At 67.4% G+C, this 18,406-nt stretch carries 11 protein-coding genes; all 11 read left to right on the top strand.

Features of this window, described 5'->3' with window-relative positions; translation table 11 throughout:
- Nucleotides 1–5 precede the first annotated feature (5 nt).
- Nucleotides 6–959: a D-2-hydroxyacid dehydrogenase family protein gene (locus CAG31_RS24595; RefSeq protein WP_085586086.1), complete on the top strand. Its 954-nt coding sequence runs from the start codon at nucleotides 6–8 to the stop codon at nucleotides 957–959.
- A gap of 546 nt (nucleotides 960–1,505) precedes the next feature.
- Complete coding sequence (gene glgA, locus CAG31_RS24600; protein WP_085586088.1) at nucleotides 1,506–3,092, top strand: glycogen synthase GlgA; 1,587 nt, start codon at nucleotides 1,506–1,508, stop codon at nucleotides 3,090–3,092.
- A gap of 18 nt (nucleotides 3,093–3,110) precedes the next feature.
- Nucleotides 3,111–4,913, top strand: coding sequence for a malto-oligosyltrehalose trehalohydrolase (treZ, locus tag CAG31_RS24605; RefSeq protein WP_085586090.1), 1,803 nt, complete (start codon nucleotides 3,111–3,113; stop codon nucleotides 4,911–4,913).
- A complete protein-coding gene (gene malQ, locus CAG31_RS24610) occupies nucleotides 4,906–6,984 on the top strand; it encodes a 4-alpha-glucanotransferase (protein ID WP_085586092.1) in 2,079 nt (692 codons plus the stop codon). The genes treZ and malQ overlap by 8 nt, the downstream gene beginning before the upstream one ends.
- Nucleotides 6,981–9,764, top strand: coding sequence for a malto-oligosyltrehalose synthase (locus tag CAG31_RS24615; protein ID WP_085586094.1), 2,784 nt, complete (start codon nucleotides 6,981–6,983; stop codon nucleotides 9,762–9,764). Before malQ ends, CAG31_RS24615 begins: the two co-directional genes overlap by 4 nt.
- A 28-nt stretch (nucleotides 9,765–9,792) precedes the next feature.
- Complete coding sequence (locus tag CAG31_RS24620; RefSeq protein WP_085586097.1) at nucleotides 9,793–10,077, top strand: DUF2934 domain-containing protein; 285 nt, start codon at nucleotides 9,793–9,795, stop codon at nucleotides 10,075–10,077.
- Between the two features lie 163 nt (nucleotides 10,078–10,240).
- Nucleotides 10,241–12,400 carry a glycogen debranching protein GlgX gene (gene glgX, locus CAG31_RS24625; protein WP_085586099.1) on the top strand — a complete coding sequence of 720 codons (2,160 nt, stop codon included), beginning with the start codon at nucleotides 10,241–10,243 and terminating at the stop codon, nucleotides 12,398–12,400.
- A 236-nt stretch (nucleotides 12,401–12,636) separates the two neighbouring features.
- Nucleotides 12,637–13,395, top strand: coding sequence for a PIG-L deacetylase family protein (locus CAG31_RS24630; RefSeq protein ID WP_085586101.1), 759 nt, complete (start codon nucleotides 12,637–12,639; stop codon nucleotides 13,393–13,395).
- Nucleotides 13,396–13,490: 95 nt separating this feature from the next.
- The gene (locus tag CAG31_RS24635) at nucleotides 13,491–14,288 is read left to right on the top strand and encodes an endonuclease/exonuclease/phosphatase family protein (RefSeq protein WP_085586103.1); all 798 of its coding nucleotides are present in this window, start codon (nucleotides 13,491–13,493) and stop codon (nucleotides 14,286–14,288) included.
- A 103-nt stretch (nucleotides 14,289–14,391) separates the two neighbouring features.
- The gene (locus CAG31_RS24640) at nucleotides 14,392–16,986 is read left to right on the top strand and encodes an autotransporter outer membrane beta-barrel domain-containing protein (protein ID WP_085586105.1); all 2,595 of its coding nucleotides are present in this window, start codon (nucleotides 14,392–14,394) and stop codon (nucleotides 16,984–16,986) included.
- Between the two features lie 322 nt (nucleotides 16,987–17,308).
- A complete protein-coding gene (locus CAG31_RS24645) occupies nucleotides 17,309–18,379 on the top strand; it encodes an autotransporter outer membrane beta-barrel domain-containing protein (protein ID WP_085586107.1) in 1,071 nt (356 codons plus the stop codon).
- The last annotated feature ends 27 nt before the right edge of the window (nucleotides 18,380–18,406 follow it).

The following is an 18,406-nucleotide window of genomic DNA, read 5'->3' on the forward strand; positions in this document are numbered from 1 at the left end:
GGCTGATGGCGGTACAGATTGCAGTGCTCGATGACTGGCAGGACGTGGCCCGCGACGTGGTCGACTGGTCGGTGCTGGACCCGCTGGGCGAGGTGACGTTCCTTCACGACTACCCGGCGGACAACGCCACCCTGGCCACCCGCCTGGCCCGTTTCGACGTGATCTGCGTGATGCGCGAACGCACCCGCTTCGACGAAGACCTGCTCGGGCGCCTGCCGAACCTCAAGCTGCTGGTCACCGGCGGCATGCGCAACGCCGCGCTGGACATGCCGGCTGCCGCCCGGCTGGGGATCAAGGTCTGCGGCACCGACAGCTACAAGCACGCCGCACCGGAACTGACCTGGGCGCTGGTCATGGCCGCCACCCGCAACCTGGTCAACGAAGCCAACGCCCTGCGCGCCGGCCAGTGGCAGCAAGGCCTGGGCGGCGACCTGCACGGCAAGACCCTGGGCATCCTGGGCCTTGGCGCCATCGGTCAGCGGGTGGCGCAGTTCGGTCAAGTGTTCGGCATGCGCGTGATCGCCTGGAGCGAGAACCTCACGGCCGAACGCGCGGCGCAGGCCGGCGTCACCCTGGTCGGCAAGCAGGCACTGTTCGAACAGGCCGATGTGCTGTCGGTGCACCTGGTGCTCGGCGAGCGCAGCCGCGGCCTGGTGGATGCCCAGGCATTGGGCTGGATGAAGCCGACGGCGTTGCTGGTCAACACGGCGCGGGGCCCGATCGTCGACGAAGCGGCGCTGATCAAGGCCTTGCAGAAGCGCCAGATCGCCGGGGCCGCGCTGGACGTGTTCGACCAGGAGCCGCTGCCGGCGCTGCATCCGTTGCGCACGCTGGATAACGTACTGGCCACGCCTCATGTCGGTTATGTCAGCCGGCAGAACTACAGCCTGTTCTTTTCGCAGATGATCGAAGACATTCAGGCCTGGGCCGCCGGTGAACCGCTGCGCTTGCTCAACTGACGCCGCCCTCGCGGGCAGGCACGCGTCTACAGTCGAATGCTGTAGCCACGAACCTGCCCGCGATGATGCCTGACTGTCTCCCCGCCCACCGCACCGCAATAGTGCACCTGCCCCTTCCCCGCGCCCGGAATCGTGACTGACCGGTCACCAACTTGGGGCCAAGCCCGCCGCAAAACCTGCACTTCGTCGGTGCGTCTCGCCCCGCAGCCCACGGTTTCCAAGGCCCGGAAACGGATTGTCAAACAATTCATGCGTTTGTCATGGCCCGCTCTAGGATCTGGCCTAGACTGATTTTCGCGGCACAAGACCGACCGGTCACAAAGTAGAAAAACAATAGAAACTTTTGCTGATCGCGACAGGTCATCAGAAAGACAGGGCCAAGGCGGCTGGTTCGACTCTTGCAATGGCCTCTTCACCCATTCTGCTTGCGCGTGTTGGGTAGCGTGTGCTCTCCGATGCATGGCGCGTTTGCGCCCGGCCACAGGATCCGGCCATGGACATCGCTTGTTCCAGACAAGAATCAGTTCAAAGACACGGGAGATTCAAATGATCAGAGCGGCATTGGATATTCAGGGAGAGCGTGCCCATTCGTCCCTCGGCGACGCGAACGCCATGACCGTTTCCGGCAGCCGGTCGATCAACGCCCCGGTGGCCCGTCCGCTGACGCCCGCGACCGGCCAGAACCCCAACCGCAAGAAAGTGCTGTTCGTCACCTCGGAGATCGCCGACCTGGTCAAGACCGGCGGCCTGGGCGACGTCTCCGCCGCCCTGCCCCGGGCCATGGCCCACCTGCACGATGTCCGCGTGCTGATCCCCGGCTACCCGCAAGTGATGAACAGCGAAAACCCGATCCACGTCGTCGGCGAACTGGGCGGCCACGCGGCGTTGCCGCCGTGCAAGATCGGGCGCATGGACATGCCCGACGGCTTGGTCATCTATGTGCTGATCTGCCCCGAACTCTATGCCCGCGAGGGTTCGCCCTACGGCGCCAACAACGGCCGCGACTGGCCGGACAACCATATCCGCTTCGCCCGCCTGGGCCTCGCCGCCGCCGACATCGCCGCCAACCTGGCGCAGATCCACTGGTGCCCGGACCTGGTGCACGCCCATGACTGGCCCGCCGGCCTGGCCCCCGCCTACATGCACTGGCGCGGGCAGCGCACCCCGACCCTGTTCACCATCCACAACCTGGCCTACCAGGGCGTCACCAGCCTGGGCTCCTGCCCGGAACTGGGCATCCCCGCCCATGCCCTGCAACAGGAAGGCATGGAGTTCTACGGCAAGATGTCGTTCCTCAAGGCCGGCATGGCTTATTCGAGCCACATCACCACGGTCAGCGCCACTTATGCGCAGGAGATCACCACGCCGGACTTCGGCTGCGGCCTGGACGGTTTCCTCGCCGCCAAGACCCAGCAAGGCCTGCTCAGCGGCATCCCCAACGGCATCGACGAGAGCTGGGACGCGGCGACCGACCCGCACCTGTTCGCGCCGTTCGCCATCGGCGACTGGGACGGCAAGGCGACCAACGCCGCCCATGTGCGCGAGCTGTTCGGCCTGGACGATTGCGACGGCCCGCTGTTCGCCGTGGTCTCGCGGCTGGTCTACCAGAAAGGCCTGGACCTGACCGAGGCGGTGTCGGAGTACATAGTACGCAACGGCGGCCAGATCGCGATCATCGGCCGCGGCGAACCGGAAGAGGAACAGGCCATGCGTGAACTGGCGTTGCGCTTTCCGGGGCGGATCGGCGTGCGCATCGGCTTCAACGAGACCGACGCCCGGCGGATGTTCGCCGGCAGCGATTTCCTGCTGATGCCCTCGCGTTACGAGCCCTGCGGATTGAGCCAGATGTACGCCCAGCGTTTCGGCTCGCTGCCGGTGGCGCGCAACACCGGCGGCCTGGCCGATACCATCGAGAACGGCGTCACGGGTTTCCTGTTCAACGAATCCACGGCCGACAGTTACCGCGAAGCGTTGAGCCGCGCCTTCAAGGTGTTCGCCTACCCCGGCCTGCTCAACGCCATGCGCTGCCGGGCGATGGCCGCGCCGTTCAACTGGTGCAAGGCCGTCGAGCCCTACGCCGAACTCTACGAGCAATTGGTGGCCAAGGCGCTGGGCAAAGCGAGCCACAAATAACCAGGGAGGTTGTCAGCGATGCCGTCACGGTCCCTTGAAACCTGGCCCCACGGCGCAACCCTGCTGGAGACCGGGCACACGCAGTTCGCCCTGTGGGCGCCGGATGCGTTCTACGTCAGCGTCGAACTGGACGGCGGCCGCTCGCTGCCGATGCTGCCCCAGGCCGACGGCTGGTTCGTGATCAAGACCCCGTGTCCGGCCGGCAGCCGCTACCGCTTCAGCATCGACGGCGAACTGGAGGTGCCGGATCCGGCCTCCAGGGCGCAGGACGGTGGTTTTACGCGGCCCAGCGTGGTGGTCGACCCCCATGCCTATGCCTGGCGGCACACCACCTGGCACGGCCGGCCCTGGAACGAAGCGGTGATCCACGAACTGCACGTCGGCGCCATGGGCGGTTTCGCCGAGGTCGAGCAGCACCTGCAACGTCTCGCGGGGCTCGGCTTCACCGCCATCGAGCTGATGCCGGTCGCGCAGTTTCCCGGTGAGCGCAACTGGGGCTACGACGGCGTCCTGCCCTATGCCCCGCAGGCGTCCTACGGCACGCCGGAACACCTCAAACACCTGATCGACAGCGCCCACGGACATGGCCTGGCGGTGATCCTCGACGTGGTCTACAACCATTTCGGCCCCGACGGCAATTACCTGCACCGCTACGCCAAGGGCTTTTTCCGTGAGGACAAGCACACGCCCTGGGGCGCGGCCATCGACTTCCGCCGCCGCGAAGTGCGGGACTTCTTCATCGAAAACGCGCTGATGTGGCTGCTTGAGTACCGCTTCGACGGGCTGCGCCTGGACGCGGTGCACGCCATCGAGGATCCGGACTTCCTCCAGGAACTGGCCCATCGCGTGCGCCGGCAGGTGGATCCGGCCCGCCACGTCTGGCTGACCCTGGAAAACGAACAAAATCAGGCCAGCTTGCTCGAAGAGGCCTACGACGCCCAGTGGAACGACGACGGCCACAACGCCCTTCACGTACTCCTGACCGGCGAGACCGACGCCTACTACGCCGACTTCGCCGAACACCCGACCGAACAGTTGGCCCGGTGCCTGAGCCAGGGCTTCGTGTTCCAGGGCGACATCTCCCGCCACGGCACGCCACGGGGCGAGCCCAGCGAACACCTGCCTTCGACGGCCTTCGTGCTGTTCCTGCAGAACCACGACCAGATCGGCAACCGCGCCCTAGGCGAGCGCCTGCATCAATTGGCCGCGCCCAAGGCGCTGCAAGCCGCCACGGTGCTGCTCCTGCTGTCGCCGATGATTCCGTTGACGTTCATGGGCGACGAATACGCCGCCGAACAGCCGTTCCTGTTCTTCACCAGCCATCACGGCGAACTGGCGAAACTTGTGCGCGAAGGCCGGCGCAACGAATTCGCCGCCTTCAGCGCGTTCGCCGACCCGCACGCACGGGAGCGGATTCCCGACCCCAACGCCGAACGCACCTTCCTCGCTTCGCAACCACGGCCGGCAGGCACCGCCACGCCCCGGCAACACGCCACCCTGGCGCTGTACCGGCAGCTGCTGCAGCTGCGTCACCGGCACATCATCCCGCACCTGCCCGGCACCCAGGCCCTGGGCACTCAAGTACTCGGCCATGGCGCCGTCAGCGCACGCTGGCGGCTGGGCGACGGCAGCGAACTGCGAATCGACCTGAACCTGAGCGACTCGCCGCAGGTCAACCCTCCACGCCCTGACGCCCGGCGGTTGTTCCCGGCAACCGCCGACGAGTGGCCCGAACCGGGCCTGCTGCCTGCGCACTGCGCGCTGGTCAGCCTCACGGCCGCCACCCCTTTGCCCCCTTTGACGGAGAGCGTGCATGAGTGATGCGCAACTGGAAATCCTCGCCAGCCGGGCAGGCCTCGCCGTGGACTGGATCGACGCCAACGGCCGCCCGCAGAAGGTCGCTCCGGCGGTGTTGCGCGCGGTGCTCACCGAACTCGGCCATCCGGCCGGCACCGCCCAGGAGATCGACGCCAGCCTGCTGGAGCTGCAGCAACGCCAGCAGGAACGCCGCCTGCCGCCCCTGTTGACCGTCGATGTCGATACGCCATTGGACCTGGCCCGCTACTTCGAGGCCGACACACCTTGCGAAATCCACCTTGAAGACGGCGCACGCCTGTCCCTGAGGCTGGACGACCAGGCCCGGCTGCCGGGCCTGGTTCCGGTGGGCTACCAAAACGTGCACATCGCCGGCCAGCGCTTCACCCTGGCCGTGGCGCCGCCGCGCTGCTACACCGTCGCCGACGCGGTGGACCAACCGGTTCCCCGCGCCTGGGGGCTGAGCGTGCAACTGTACGGCCTGCGCCGCCCCGGCGACGGAGGCTTCGGCGACACCCAGGCCCTGGAGGAACTGGCCCGGGTGGCCGGCGAACGCGGCGCCGATGCCTTGGCGATCAGCCCGCTGCACGCGATGTTCAGTGCCGACACCGGGCGCTACAGCCCCTATTCGCCGTCCAGCCGCCTGTTCCTCAATGCCCTGTACGCCGCGCCGGGAATGATCCTGGGCGAGCGGGCCCTGCGCGATGCGATCGACAGCAGCGGCCTGAGCGACCGCTTCAGGCACCTGGAAGACCTCACGCTGATCGACTGGCCGGCCGCCGCCGACGCCAAGCAAACGCTGCTGCAGGCCCTGTACGACGGGTTCATCGCCGGCCAGCACCCGCTGCATCCGGACTTCGCCAGTTTCCGCCATGCCGGCGGCGAAGCGCTGGAGAACCACTGCCGGTTCGAGGCGATCCAGGCCATGCGCGCCGCCAACGGCGAAAGCCTCGACTGGCGCCAATGGCCGCCCCAGTGGCATGACCCGCAAGGCGCGGCGCTGAAGGCGTTCGCCGAGGCGCAGGCCGACCGCATCGGCTACTTCGCCTTTTGCCAGTGGCTGATCCACCGCGGCCTGGAGCGCGCGCAGACCGCCGCCCGCAGCGCCGGCATGGGCATCGGCCTGATCGCCGACCTGGCGGTGGGCGCCGACGGCGCGGGCAGCCAGGCCTGGAGCTTCCAGGACGAATTGCTCGCCTCGCTGACGGTCGGCGCGCCGCCGGACATCCTCAACCGCAGCGGCCAAGGCTGGGGCATCTCCGCATTCTCCCCCGAGGGCCTGGTGCGCAACGGCTTCCGCGCCTTCATCGACATGCTCCGCGCCAACTTCGCCCACGCCGGCGGCCTGCGCATCGACCATGTCATGGGCCTGCAACGCCTGTGGGTGATCCCCAACGGCTCGGCCCCGGCGGACGGCGCCTACCTGTACTACCCGGTGGACGACCTGCTGCGCCTGCTGACGCTTGAGTCCCACCGCCATCAGGCCATCGTGCTGGGCGAGGACCTGGGCACCGTGCCCGACGGGCTGCGGGAAAAGCTCAGCGCCCGGGGAATGCTCGGCATGCGCGTGCTGCTGTTCGAACAGGACAACACCCGTTTCAAGCCGATCCTCGACTGGCCCGACAACGCGCTGGCCACCACCAGCACCCACGACCTGCCGACGCTCAACGGCTGGTGGCACGGCCGCGACATCGACTGGAACGCGCGCCTGGGGCTGATCGACGCCAACGGCGAAATCGACTGGCGCCGCTACCGCGAGCGGGAGCGCGAAGGCCTGCGCGCCGCCCTGAGCCAGGATCCGCAGAACTTTCGCGAGGAATCCCACGAGGCCGATCAGGTGGTGGACGCCAGCGTGCGTTTCCTCGGCCATACCCGGGCGCCGCTGGTGCTGTTGCCGCTGGAAGATGCATTGGGCCTGGACGAGCAAGCCAACCTGCCCGGCACCCTCGACTCCCACCCCAACTGGTCGAGGCGCTTGCCGGGCCTCGGCGAAGCGTTGCTCGACGGCGCGGACGCCGCACGGCGCCTGGAACTGCTCGCCTGCGCTCGCCTGCAGGCCGCCGAGCGTGACCGATGAGCGCGCCGCCGGCCCGGCCGCTGCGCGCCACGGTGCGGCTGCAGTTCCACAAGGGGTTCACCCTCGCGCAGGCGATCCCGCTGGTGCCGTATTTTGCCCGGCTGGGCATCAGCCATGTGTACGCCTCGCCGCTGCTCGCCGCACGGGCCGGCTCCCTGCACGGCTACGACGTGGTCGACCCGACCCGGGTCAACCCGGAGCTCGGCGGCGAAGCGGCGCTGCGCCAGTTGGTGGCGGCCCTGCGCGAGCACGGCATGGGCCTGATCCTGGACGTGGTCTCCAACCACATGGCCGTGGGCGGCGGCGACAACCCGTGGTGGCTCGACCTGCTGGAATGGGGACGCCTGAGCCCCTACGGCGAGTTCTTCGACATCCAGTGGCACTCCCCCGACCCGTTGATGGAAGGCCAGTTGCTGCTGCCGTTCCTGGGCAGCGACTACGGCGTCGCGTTGCAGGAAGCCACCCTGCCGTTGGCCTTCGATGCCGGCGCCTTCCACGTCGAACACTACGAACACCGCTTCCCGGTCTGCCCCAGCGACTACGGCGAACTGCTCAAGCCCGACGAATCGCTGGACGAGGAGCGCCGGTCTCGGCTCAAGGCGCTGGCCGACCGTTTCGAGGCGCTCAGTTACCAGAGCGACGCCCGCTCGCTGTCGATCCCGCTCAAGCAAGAACTGGCGGAACTGGCGAACGACGGGCCGATCCTGCAGGCCATCGAACGCAACCTGACGCTGTACGACTCGAAGACCGAAGAAGGCTTCGCCCGCCTGCACCGCCTGCTGGAGCGCCAGAGCTACCGGCTGGCCAGCTGGCGCACCGCCGCCGATGACATCAACTGGCGGCGCTTCTTCGATGTCAACGAGCTGGGCGGCCTGCGGGTCGAGCGGCCTGCGGTGTTCGAGGCCACCCACGGCACGATCTTTCGCCTGATCGCCGAAGGCCTGGTCGACGGTTTGCGCATCGATCACATCGACGGCCTGGCCGACCCGCGCAGCTACTGCCGCAAGCTGCGCAGAAGGCTGGACCGGCTGACGCCGGGGCGCCGCTTGCCGATCTATGTCGAGAAGATCCTCGGCCCCGGCGAAACGCTGCCCGCCGACTGGGCGGTGGACGGCACCACCGGCTACGAGTTCATGAACCAGCTATCGCTGCTGCAGCATGACCCGGCCGGCGAGCACGTGCTCGGCGAACTCTGGCAGCGTCGCACGGAGCGGCCCGCCGCGTTCGTCGAAGAAGCGCAACTGGCGCGGCAGCAGATCCTTAACGGTTCGCTGGCCAGCGACTGCGAGAGCGTCGCCCAAGCCCTGCTGCAAGTGGCGCGGGACGACCTGATGACCCGCGACCTCACCCTGGGCTCGATCCGCCGGGCGTTGCAGGCGCTGATCGTGCACTTCCCGGTGTACCGCACCTACATCGGCCCGCTGGGGCGTCCGGCCCGCGACGAGGTGTTCTTCGGGCAAGCCCTGGAAGGCGCACGCCAAAGCCTGGGCGAAAGCGATTGGCCGGTGCTCGAGTGCCTGGCCCGCTGGCTCGGCGGCGACCCTTGGCGCAGCAGGCCCCGGGGCCGCCCGCGCAAGATCCTGCGCCATGCCTGCGTGCGCTTTCAGCAACTGACCTCCCCCACCGCCGCCAAAGCCGTGGAGGACACCGCGCTGTACCGCTCGGCGGTGCTGCTGTCGCGCAACGACGTGGGTTACGACACCGAACGCTTCAGCGCCCCGGTCAGCGACTTCCACGAGGCGAACCGACAGCGTCTGGCGAGCTTTCCCGACAACCTGCTGACCACCGCCACCCACGACCACAAACGCGGCGAAGACACCCGCGCGCGCCTGGCGGCGATCAGCGAGCGCGGCCCGTGGTACGCCGAACAGGTCGAGCTGTGGCGCGCCCTGGCCCGCCCCCTGCGCAGCGGTGACCAGGTGCCGTCGTCCGGCGACGAACTGATCCTTTACCAGGCGCTGGTCGGCAGTTGGCCGTTGCAGCTGGATCTCGACGATCACGCGTCCATGGCCGAGTACGCCGGGCGCATCGTCCAGTGGCAACGCAAGGCCCTGCGCGAAGCCAAGCTGCAAAGCAGCTGGAGTTCGCCGAACGAGCCCTACGAACACGCCGCGCACACCTTCGCCGAACAACTGCTGCTGGCCCCCGAAGGCGAACTGCTGCGGACCGCGCTGGCCAAGTCGGTCAACGGCATCGCCGCCGCCGGCGCCCTGAACGGGCTGGCGCAAACCTTGCTGCGCATGACCGTGCCGGGGGTGCCGGACCTGTATCAGGGCAACGAGTTCTGGGACTTCAGCCTGGTGGATCCGGACAACCGCCGGCCGGTGGACTACCCGGCGCGGGAGCAGGCGTTGCAGGCCGACGTGCCGGTTGCGCAGTTGCTGACGCAGTGGCGCGACGGGCGCCTCAAGCAGGCGTTGATCGCCCAGGCGCTGCAACGGCGCGCCGAACACACCGAGCTGTTTCGCCGGGGTTCCTATCAGGCCCTTGAGGTGCTGGGCAGCCAGGCGCACAACGTGCTCGCGTTCGCCCGCGAGCATGAGGGACAGCGGGCCATCATCGTGGTGCCGATCCGCTGCGCCGCCCTGCTGGAAAACGGTGCCGTGCCCCAGGTGGACGCGCTGCGTTGGGGCGACACCCGGGTGATGCTGCCGTTCGCCCCCGGGGAAACAAACCTGAAGGGACTTTTCTCAAGCGGGGCAGTCACAAAAAACAGGGAGCTGTACGTCAGCGCCGCGCTGGGGGAGATCCCGGTCAATCTGTTTATCCAACTCTTCTAAAGCATGAGTTCAGTCCAGGAGCATTGCGATGAGTAACGACGATAAACGCATCCGCGAGTTCGCCTATCAGATCTGGGAATCCGAAGGCAAACCCGAAGGCCAGGAAGCGCGCCACTGGGAGATGGCGTGCAAGCTGGCGGAGGCCGAGGCGCTGGCGCCGACGAAACCGCCGAAGGCCGCCGGCAAACCCGCCGCGACCAAACCCAAGGCCCCCGCCAAGGTCAAACCGGCCGGCGTCGCCAAAGTCCTTCCGCCGGGCGAAAAGGCGACCGAGAAAAAGCCCCGGGCCCCGCGCAAGCCGCCGGTGGCCTGACATATAGATCACTGACCCAATCACTGTGGGAGCGGGCTTGCCCGCGATTGCGGACGGCCCTCCACCGCCGATGTCGCCATTCACGACGCCATCGCGAGCAGGCGCGCTCCCACAGGGAAGACGGTGACCGAACCGCCCCTTCCCGTTTTGCAGGAGCATTGGCATGACCCGTCCCAAGCAGACCGAGCCCGCCACACACACCGAACCCACCCGCATCCGCGAAGGCCGGCCCTTCCCGCTCGGCGCGACCTGGGACGGCCTGGGCGTCAACTTCGCCCTGTTTTCCGCCCACGCCACCAAGGTCGAGCTGTGCCTGTTCGACGACGCAGGCGAAGTCGAGCTCGAACGCATCGAACTGCCGGAATACACCGACGAGATTTTCCACGGCTACCTGCCCGACGCCCATCCGGGGCTGATCTACGGCTACCGCGTCCACGGTCCGTACGACCCGGCCAACGGTCACCGCTTCAACCCCAACAAGCTGCTGATCGACCCCTACGCCAAACAGCTGATCGGCCAGCTGAAATGGTCCGAGGCGTTGTTCGGCTACACCATCGGCCATCCGGACGCCGACCTCAGCTTCGACGAACGCGACAGCGCGCCCTTCGTCCCCAAGTGCAAGGTCATCGACCCGGCGCACACCTGGGGCCACGATCAGCGCGTCAACGTGCCGTGGGACAAGACGATCATCTACGAGACCCACGTGCGCGGCTTCAGCATGCGCCACCCCTCGGTGCCGGAGAACGTGCGCGGCACCTTCGCCGGGCTGATGGTCGATGACGTGCTCGACCACATTCGCAAGCTCGGCGTGTCGACGGTGGAACTGCTGCCGATCCATGCCTTCGTCAACGACCAGCACCTGCTGCACAAGGGCATGACCAACTACTGGGGCTACAACAGCCTGGCCTTCTTCGCCCCGGACCCGCGCTACCTGGCCAGCGGAAAGATCGCCGAATTCAAGGAGATGGTCGCGCACCTGCACGAAGCCCGGCTGGAGGTGATCCTGGACGTGGTCTACAACCACACCGCCGAAGGCAACGAACAAGGCCCGACCCTGTCGATGCGCGGCATCGACAACGCCTCGTACTACCGGCTGATGCCCGACGACAAGCGCTTCTACATCAACGATTCCGGCACCGGCAACACCCTGGACCTGAGCCACCCGTGCGTGCTGCAGATGGTCACCGACTCGCTGCGCTACTGGGCCGGCGAGATGCACGTGGACGGCTTCCGCTTCGACCTGGCGACGATCCTGGGCCGCTACCACGACGGCTTCGACGAACGCCACAGCTTCCTGGTGGCCTGCCGCCAGGATCCGCTGCTCAGCGAGGTGAAGCTGATCGCCGAACCCTGGGACTGCGGCCCCGGCGGCTATCAGGTCGGCAACTTTCCGCCGGGCTGGGTCGAGTGGAACGACCGCTTCCGCGACACCGTGCGCGCCTTCTGGAAAGGCGACGAAGGCCAGCTCGCCGACTTCGCCAACCGCATGACCGCCTCCGGCGAAATGTTCAACCAGCGCGGGCGCAGGCCCTATGCGTCGGTGAACTTCGTCACCGCCCACGACGGTTTCACCCTCAACGACCTGGTGTCCTACAACGACAAGCACAACGAGGCCAACGACGAGAACAACCAGGACGGCAGCAACCACAACCTGTCCTGGAACCATGGCGTCGAAGGCCCCACCGACGACCCCGAGATCAACGCCCTGCGCCACCGCCAGATGCGCAACTTCTTCGCCACCCTGCTGCTGGCCCAGGGCACGCCGATGCTGGTGGCCGGCGACGAGTTCGCCCGCACCCAGGACGGCAACAACAACGCCTATTGCCAGGACAGCGAGATCGGCTGGGTCAACTGGGATCTGAGCGATGACGGCAAGGCCCTGCTCAAGTTCGTCAAGCGCCTGATCAAACTGCGCCTGACCTACCCGATCCTGCGCCGGGGACGTTTCCTGGTGGGCAACTACAACGAGGACATCGGGGTCAAGGACGTGACATGGCTGGCCCCCGACGCCAGCGAGATGACCACCGAACACTGGCACGACGCGCACAACCGCTGCCTGGGCATGCTGCTCGACGGCCGCGCCCAGGAAACCGGGATCCGCCGCAAGGGCGGCGATGCGACGTTGCTGCTGGTGGTCAACGCCCACCACGACATCGTCGACTTCACGCTGCCGGACGTGCCTGAAGGCAGTTTCTGGATCTGCCTGGTCGACACCCACCAGCCGCAGGTGCGCGGACAGGAACGGTTCGCGTTCGGTCATCGCTACTCGGTCACCGGCCGCTCGCTGCTGCTGTTCGAGCTGCAGCATGAGCAAGACGAATGAGCAAACGCCCGGATTCACGGGGCCAACTGCGACACACGACACAGGCAAGACAAAAAAAAGCAGATCAGATTGATCTGCAGCGCGACGAACCGCGCTTCTTGAGCAATACTCTGCATCGCGGCAATCCAGGGCTCGGAGCGTCGCACGGCAACCCACTGCCTCAACAGACCGGACGGCACCCGGATTTCAAGCGCCGCATTCGGCTGCGGGCAACGCACAACAAGGACGTAGCACCCATGAAACCGTTATCCCTGAGTGAACAGAGACTGCCGGCGCAGATCTGGAACAGCGCGCCGCAAATCGAACACATCCCCGTCATCAACACCCAAAGCCTGGTGCCCGCCGGCGCCCGCGCGGTGGTGATCGCCCCTCATCCGGGCGATGAAGTGGTGACCTGCGGCGGCCTGCTGCAACTGCTGAGCGGCCTGGGCCATCCCCTGCAACTGCTCTCGATCACCGACGGCAGCGCCAGCCACCCCGGCTCGCGCCAGTGGTCGGAGAAACGCCTGAGCGTGTTCCGCCCGCAGGAAAGCGTCGAGGCCCTGCGCCGCCTCGGCCTGCCGATGCACAGCCTCAAGTGGGTGCGCGGCGGTTTCGCCGACAATGCCCTGATCGAGCACGAATCCCAGCTGACCGACTTCATCAGCCGCTACCTGCGCCCCGGCGACGTGGTGTTCAGCACCTGGTGCGAAGACGGCAACCCCGACCATGAGGCGGTGGGCCGCGCCAGCGCCCAGGCCGCCCAGAGGGCCGGTGCCACGTTCCATGACGTGCCGGTCTGGGCGTGGCACTGGCCGGAGCGCGACCATGCGCTGATCCCCTGGCAGCGGGCGCGCAAGCTGCGGCTCGACACCTGGACCGTGGCGCGCAAGAGCCACGCCACCCACGCCTACGCCAGCCAGCTCAACGGCGAGCCGGCGGTGGGCCTGGAGCCGCTGCTGCCCAAGGTGATCCTGGAACGCATGCGCCTGCCCTACGAAATCGTCCTTGTCTGAGCCGCCTGCGGCGCGAAGGCGTGCGCAGGCAAAATGAACTGCCTGGCCTGCGGTCAGTCGCATGCACAGGCATGCCATGATTCAGAGGAGCGAACGTGTCCAGCGATCCCGAGCGTCACAGCCGCAATGTCCAGCCCGCCGACCCGCCCGCCATCCACCGGCTGCGGGTGCTGACGGTCAATACGCACAAGGGGTTCACGGCGCTGAACCGGCGCTTCATCCTGCCGGAACTGCGCGAGGCGGTGCGCAGCACGTCGGCGGACCTGGTGTTCCTGCAAGAGGTGGTCGGCGAGCATGAGCGCCATTCCAGCCGCTACAACGAATGGCCGCCGACCTCGCAGTACGAGTTTCTGGCCGACAGCATGTGGAGCGATTTCGCCTACGGGCGCAACGCAGTCTACCCCGACGGCCACCACGGCAACGCCTTGCTCTCCAAGTATCCCATCCGCGAATACCGCAACCTCGACGTCTCGATCACCGGCCCCGAACGGCGCGGCCTGCTGCATTGCGTGCTGGACGTGCCGGGGCACCCGGCGGTGCACGCCATCTGCGTGCACCTGAGCCTGCTGGAAAGCCATCGTCAATTGCAGCTGCAACTGCTCTGCCAACTGCTGGAGTCCCTTCCCGACGACGCGCCGGTGATCATCGCCGGCGACTTCAACGACTGGCAGCTGCAAGGCAACGCCGCCCTGGGCCGGCGCAACTACCTGCATGAAGCCTTCGAACGCCACCACGGCCGCCCGGCCAAGACCTACCCCGCCCGCTTCCCGCTGCTGCGCCTGGACCGCGTCTACTTGCGCAACGCCAGCAGCCATGACCCGCAGATCCTCGGCAACAAACCGTGGACGCACCTGTCGGATCACCTGCCGTTGGCCGTGGAGGTGCGCATCTGATACCCCGCCGCACCTGTCAGACCTGACAGTAGGCACCTTGGGAAAGCCTTGTTAGGGTGCAGGCATTGCGCTGTCCACCGGCGCCAATGGACGGGGATACGGCATGAAATCGCCCGGTTTTCCTGCACCGTACGCCATCGCACGGCTGGCCCTTTCGATCGGGCTCGCCTCACTCCTGCCGCAGGGCGCCCTCGCCGCCTGCGCCTTCAGTCCGACGCAGGGAGACGACCGCTACGTCTGCGACAGCCCCGGCAGCGGCCCGCTCACCGACCTTTCCGGCAACAACAGCCTGACATTCCCCACAGGCGGCAACGGCAACGTGCCCGGCAACATCACCTTCGGCGGCGGTGCCGACCGGGTGCTCATGCAGTCCGGTACGATTCAGGGCGACCTCGACATGGGCGACGGCGCCAACGTGCTGCAGATCGACGGCGGGCGGATCACCGGCGAGGTGCACCAGCACAGCGGCGTGGACACGTTCATCATGAACGGCGGCACCATCGCCTCGCTGGCCCAGGGCGACGGGTACGACCAATTCACGATGACCGGCGGCACGATCGCCGGGGCGTTCGAGGACGGCGACTCCGCCCGCATGAGCGGCGGCACCATCGGCCGGGTCGACATGAAGCTGGACGACAACGTCTTCGACCTCTCCGGCGGCCAGATCCTGGGCAATCTGGTGACCGGCTTCGGCAGGGACACCATCGTCGTGTCCGGCGGCCGCATCGGCGGCAACCTCAGCGTCAGCGGCGGCGACGACAGCGTGACCGTCAGCGGCGGCGAAATCGTCGGTGAAGTGCGCACCAGCTTCGGCAACGACCGCTTCCTGTGGGACGGCGGCGGGATCATCCGCTCCGCGGTGCTGATGGGCGACAACGACGACAGCGCGACCTTGCGCAACCTCGACGACACCCTCCTCGGCCCGACGCCGCGCATCGACGGCGGCCTCGGCCAAGACACGCTGACCTACGACAACACCCGGACCGCCCTCGCCCAGCGCGCCGTCAATTGGGAAACGGTCAACCTCAGCAACGGCTCGCAGCTGGATCTGGCGGCCGCCCGGCTGGTGCTGGGCGACCCGCAAACCGGCAGCGGTGTGCTGAACATCGACGCCAGCAGCGTGCTGAGCGCCGCACAGGGCGAAGTGGCGCCCGCCGTCGCAGGACGGGCCGTGACCGTCAACAATGCCGGCGCCATCGACCTGACCCGCGACAACACCCGCACCGACGACACCCTGACGATCCAGGGCAACTATGCCGGCAACGGCGGCCAACTGCGGCTGCAAAGCCAGGTCGCCGGTGACGGCTCGCCCAGCGACCGACTGGTGGTGAACAACGGCAGCCTGACCGGCACGACGGTCATCGCGGTGACCAACCTCCAGGGTACAGGCGCACTGACCCGGGAAAACGGCATCGAGCTGGTGCAGGCCCTGGGCACCGCCACCAGTGACAACACGGCGTTTTCCCTGCGCGGCCCGGTGTCCGCCGGCGCCTACGACTACTTCCTGTTCAAGGGCGGCGTCACCGTAGGGACGGAAAACAACTGGTACTTGCGCTCGGCCGTGGTCGCGCCTCAGGTCGTCAGCGTGCCCAATCCCGACCCGGCGCTGCCGCCGTTGTCGGTGCCCGTGGTGCCTGTGCCGGTCGCGGCACCGGTCACTGCGTCAGCCGCTTCCCCCGGCACCCCCGCCGTGTCCACGCCTGCGCCCTTGCCGGTCGCCGTTCCGGGCGCCGCGCCGATTCCGCTCTACCGCCCGGAGGTGCCGACCTGGTCGGTGCTGCCCCCGGTTGCCGCGCTCCTGACCCTCAACGCGCTGGGCACCTACCACGAGCGCCAGGGCGACCAACGCCTCACCGGGCAACCCGCCACGTTCGGCGCCGGGTGGGCCAGGGCCTACGGCAACCAGATCGACCGCACGTGGGCCGGCACCGTCGCGCCACGCCTGGACGGCTCGCTCACCGGGTTCCAGGTCGGCCATGACCTGATGGACTCGGTCTCTGCCGAAGGCCGAACCCACCGCGTGGGGTTCTTCATCGGCCACAGCCGCTTGCGGGGCGATGTCGATGGGTTCAACCAAGGCATATCCGGCAAGCAGGCAGGCAAAGTCCGGCTTGAGGGCGACAGCGGCGGCCTCTACTGGACACTGCTCGACCCTCAGGGCTGGTACGTGGACACCGTGGCCATGGGCACCCGCTTCTCGGGCGACAGCCGCTCCGACCGGGGCCTGAAACTGGACAACCGCGGCCACGCCCTGACGCTCTCGGTGGAGTCGGGCTATCCGATGGCGCTGGACGATGGCTGGGCCGTCGAGCCGCAGGTGCAGGTGATCCACCAGAACATTGCCCTCGACAGCCAGGACGACGGAGTCGCGCGGGTTTCGTTTCATTCGGACGATTCGTGGACCGGGCGCCTCGGCGTACGGCTCAAGGACAACGGCAGCGTCTGGGGACGCCCGGTGCAACCCTATCTGCGCGCCAACCTGTGGCGCACGTTCGCCGGCACCGACAGCGTGACCTTCGACCACGCCGATCGCATCGACACCCGCCAAGCGGCGTCCACCGCGCAGGTGGGCCTTGGGGTGACGGTGTCGCTGGCGCCGTCGGTGGCCGTTTACGCCAGTACCGACTACAGCCGCAGTATTGACAGCAATGACAGCCGGGAAATGAGCGCCGACCTCGGCTTGCGCATCGAATGGTGACCGGTTGTCGGCTGTCCGGACGCCTCTCTGCGGGTGCTCGCGGAGCGATACGCCGCACAAACAAGAACTTATATAAGTCACATTAAACAATCGCTTGTGGCGCCCGTTTTGCGCCTACCGCTTATCGTCCAATTTCTTGACGCACTGGCGCAGGTCTTCTTATCTCTACCTTACTACCCCCGGAATCACTACCCGGGGCGGGCCTTCGGACACTCGCGAAAACGGGCGGCCACGGTTCGCCCCGCTCCATTCGGTCGCCCCTCATTCGGGGTAGGAGAGACGCCAAGGCGAGACAGCGCATGCGATAGCAAGGTTGACCTCCATGAAAACCTCACTCACCTCACATGAGATCACAATCACCTTCTGCACCTTTTCAAGCTCTATCCTGCTGTGCTCGTCCATGGAGGCGCAGGCCGGCCCTGCGCAGGACGAGACCACGCCGTGGTATCGCAAGGATGTACCGGTCATGACCTTGCCCGCGACCCTCGTCACCCCTGAGGCGCAACGCCTGAACCCGCGCCCCGACCGCCAGGGCGAACACCTGATCACCGAAGACCTGGCCCCCGGCGCCTGGGACCGGCTGTACGGCGCCAGTTCGCGCCAGGCGCAGCTGGATGTGCTCTCGCCCGGCTTCGCGACGCCCGGCAGCGGCGACTTCAAGGGCCCTGCGGTGCTGACGGTGCGAAGCGACAACGGCCACACCCAACGGATCGGCCTGATCGGCGGGGTCAAACAGATCCAGGTCAACGGCGGCGGGCTGGTCACCAGCCGCGCCCTCGCCGACCCCACCAGCGACACCCTCAACCTGCAAGGCCAGAGCCTGGGGGCCTACTACAGCCTGACCGGTGCCCAAGGCTGGCACGTCGACCTGTCGGCCAGCGGCGGCCGGGTCAGCGGCTTCAGCCGCAACGAGCAAGGGGCACGCCTGGCCACCGAAGGCAGCGCGATGACGTTCTCGGTCGAGGGCGGATTTCCCATCGGCCTGACCGACAACTGGGTGGTCGAACCGCAGGCGCAATTGATCAACCAGCGCATCACCCTCGACACGCCGTACGCGGGATCGGGCAACGCGTCCTCCAGCGACATTTCGGCGTGGAGCGGCCGGGTCGGCGCCCGCTTGAAAGGCAGTTACGACCTCAACGGCCTGCCGGTGGAACCCTACGTGCGCACCAACCTGTGGCACACGGTGTACACCGGCAACACCGTGACGCTGGACCAGGTGGACAAGATCAGCAGCAGCCGCAAGTCATCGACGGTGGAACTGGGGTTGGGCCTGGTGGCCCGCATGACGCCGACGGTCAGCCTGTACGTCAGCGCCGACTACAGCAGCGATGTGGACGACAACGACCTGAACGGACTGATCGGCAGCCTGGGTGTGCGGATGCGTTGGTGAGCCCCACAGACATCTCCGGTGGCTGAC

This window comes from Pseudomonas sp. R25(2017), from assembly GCF_002112565.1.
GTDB lineage: Bacteria > Pseudomonadota > Gammaproteobacteria > Pseudomonadales > Pseudomonadaceae > Aquipseudomonas > Aquipseudomonas ekonensis.